The sequence below is a fragment of the Aliiruegeria lutimaris genome (assembly GCF_900099935.1).
Classification (GTDB): Bacteria; Pseudomonadota; Alphaproteobacteria; order Rhodobacterales; family Rhodobacteraceae; genus Tropicimonas; species Tropicimonas lutimaris.
Window position 1 is genome coordinate 1 of sequence record NZ_FNEK01000154.1, and the last position, 3,210, is coordinate 3,210.

Here is a 3,210-nt window from a genome sequence, read left to right on the forward strand (position 1 = left end):
CGTTGGGCATGGCATAGTCCTCCTGACTGGAAGGAATCATGCATCTATCCCAAAAGGAATCCCCGACGATTCAAGGTGAGATGGAACCGCTTTAAGAGACGCGTTCGCCTCGGAAAGTCGAGACGCACTCAATGCCATAAAGAGAACGAGGGGTACGTTGAAAAAACGCCCATAGAAGAACGGGAGCATGTTTAGCATTAGAGTAAAGATTAGCAGGGCGACTAGCGTCAGTATTCCATCTTTCTGGGAATGCCTCATTCGCATCGCCTGCATCGCCAAAAAAACGCCAGTCAGCAGTAGCCCGACAAGCCCCATCAAGGACAGTATGCCACCCTCGGTCAGCGCCAGAAGGAAGGCGTTGTGCACCGGATTTTGATGCATGCTGGCCTCCCGATACTGGTCAGCGCCTAGTCCAAAAATCAGCGTGTCGCGCGCCACCTGCAGCGCCTCTTCATTTAGGTGCGCCCGGCCGACAAACGTACCGGCCTCGGCCGCGCTCCCACTGACGATTGCCCCGAATACACGTTCCTGAAAGACTGCAGGCAGGAAATATGCCCCATATTCAAAAGATACTTTTGCTGCTCCAACTACCAGAAGGAGCGCTGCAACGATGTGGCGAGCCGTGCCGCAAAATAGCACGATCGCCCCTATGCCCAGTATGCTGGTCAACAGGCCGGAATTCGACCCCGTCAGCAGGACACCATAGAACAGGATCGGCAGCCCGAGGACTACCCATCGGGCCCGGAGGCGTCCCATTAGATGAAGCCCCAGAAGCAACACCATGGCGATGGCCGACAGAGCGGCGCATTCGTTTGCCCGCTCGACAAGAGAAAGAAGCCGGCCGTTTCCAGAGACTAGGCGCAAGCTCGGCTCATCGATGAAATGCACCACGTAAATTCCAAACAGGTTGACGAAGACCATGGACGCCAACAGAACTTTGAGCAACGCGACCACTTGTGCGTGGCTTCGCCCAGCCAGCACGACTGGCAGCAACACCAAGGAGAAGAAGTACTGGGAGAAAACCCTCGCAAGGTCCAGCGGGTCTCCATTCACCAGCGACCCGAGTATCAACCCGCCGCAGAAGAGCAGAACAGAGATCAGCCAGAGGCTGGTGCCTGGGCCGAAGAAGTTTAAACTTATTCGGCTGGTGGCCAGCGCGACGACGAAGGCCATAATCATCGCCACGTCCGAGGCTGTGACATAAATCGCGTCGAAACGCAGGTAGTTCATTGGTGACAGGCCCACCGCGAGGGCGGCGAGGGTTCCGGATGCGTTTGCCGCTCCGGCCTCCCGAAGCCCGAAGAAATCCCGTCGGGTTCTTCCGGTTGAACTCCTCCCTTGCCCGCGCACCTGAGCGGGAACGAGCCGCGTCATGAAACACTCTCCTGGGCTATCGAGTTTCGTTCGAGCACGCAGTGTTGCAGCAGCGAAATGACAGCGAGGTTTCTGTTGACAATTAGCCTTAGAAACTTTGGGTTTTCGGCCGGAGCATGTTGCCGGAGTTCAAGCGCGATCCGGTGCCCTCGGCGCGTCACTTCTTGCCGTTTGATGACGAAAGTGAGAAGATCATGCGCAAGGTTGATCATCACGAAACGAGGCTGCCCCTTGCTATTCAAACAGCCTATTCGGGTTTGATCTGCAACCAATTCCATTGGCGTAGTTCCCATCCCCGGGCAATGTCGCCAAGCCAGTGTGAAGGACATCCGTGACACGAAAGCCACTTTCGGCCAAGTGACGTTTCGTGCCAAGCGACCTCGACTAAATCTCACCATACATCTTTACCTAGTTGCCTATCCGCGACAAGGGAGAAAACCGAGCCCACTGAACCGCCCCGGTTTCACCGGAGGCTCCGAAGTAAGTATGGATGGAGCCTATGGGACAAGACAGCAGATTGAACCGCTATTCACCTGAGACCCGCGAGCGAGCGGTTCGGATGGTTCTGGACGATGCGGGTCGGCATCAGGACCGATCAGCCGCGATCCGGGCGATTGCACTGAAGATCGGATGCAGCCGGGAATCCCTGCGCAGGTGGGTTGCGCAGAGCGACGTGGACCGGGGCCGCCGGGATGGGGTCACCAGTGACGAACGCGCCAGAATCCGGGAGCTGGAGCGTGAGGTGCGAGAACTGCGCCAGGCGAACGAGATCCTGAGAAAGGCGAGCGCGTATTTTGCCCAGGCGGAGCTCGACCGCCCACTGAAGAGATGATTTCCTTCATCGACGAGCACCGGATGGAACACTGGGTCGAGCCGATCTGCAAGGTGCTGCCGATTGCCCCGTCCATTGCCGGCAGGCGATTGGAAGCAATCGCCGAGAGGGACCTACTATGCCGGGCTCTAGGTTGCTCGCGATCCGTCCCGTGCCAGTGATCGCGCCCGCCGTGACGCCGAGTTTATGCCGGAGATCCAACGGGTCTGGGAAGAGAACTTCGAGGTCTACGGAGTGCGCAAGGTCTGGCACCAGTTGCGGCGGGAGGGCTTCAGCGTTGCCAGATGCACCGTAGAGCGCCTGATGCGAAAGCTTGGAATACAGGGCGTTATACGTGGCAAAGCTCAGAAGACCACCATCCCGGACCCGGCGCTGCCATGCCCACTGGACAAGGTAAACCGGCAGTTCCGAGCGCCCGCACCCAATACGCTCTGGGTCAGCGACTTCACCTATGTGTCGACGTGGCAGGGCTTCGTCTATGTCGCCTTCGTAATCGATACTTTCGCCAATCGCATCGTCGGCTGGCGTGCGTCCCGATCACAGCAGACCCAGTTTGTCCTCGATGCCCTCGAACAAGCACTCTACGAACGCCGGCCCGCTGATGGTCTGACCCATCATTCGGATCGTGGCGGGCAATACCTGTCAATTCGCTACACCGAGCGTCTGGCCGAGGCGGGCATTGAGCCGTCTGTCGGCAGCGTAGGAGACTCCTACGACAACGCGCTGGCGGAAACGATCATCGGGCTGTTCAAGGCGGAAGTCATACATCGCCTGGGACCATGGAAGTCAGCCGATGCTGTCGAGTGGGAAACCCTGAAATGGATTGACTGGTTCAACAACAGGCGCCTTCTCGGCCCCATCGCGAACATTCCGCCAGCCGAAGCCGAAACGAACTTCTATGAAGCGACAGAGAGAGGTGGCTCGGTTTGTCTGAACAGTTTGGAGCCGTTTTCTAAGTGTATGTTCCGCTCAGTTATGCCGCGACCGGGATTGGCCGGGGCAGG

At 58.0% G+C, this 3,210-nt stretch carries 2 protein-coding genes, 1 pseudogene and 1 other annotated feature; of the genes and pseudogenes, 1 reads left to right on the forward strand and 2 read right to left on the reverse strand.

Going from position 1 to position 3,210, the window contains the following annotated elements:
* Positions 1–36: 36 nt before the first annotated feature.
* A complete protein-coding gene (locus tag BLR85_RS27935; RefSeq protein WP_093165095.1) occupies positions 37–1,374 on the reverse strand; it encodes an O-antigen ligase family protein in 1,338 nt (445 codons plus the stop codon).
* Entirely contained in the window at positions 1,371–1,652 is a 282-nt protein-coding gene (locus BLR85_RS27940) for a hypothetical protein (protein ID WP_093165098.1), read from the reverse strand. Before BLR85_RS27940 ends, BLR85_RS27935 begins: the two co-directional genes overlap by 4 nt.
* Positions 1,653–1,873: 221 nt before the next feature.
* Between BLR85_RS27940 and BLR85_RS27945 the strand changes: the two are divergent.
* Positions 1,874–3,210, forward strand: a pseudogene (locus BLR85_RS27945) (transposase); the annotation flags it as partial.
* Positions 2,161–2,277: a sequence feature (AL1L pseudoknot), on the forward strand. Its footprint overlaps the pseudogene before it by 117 nt.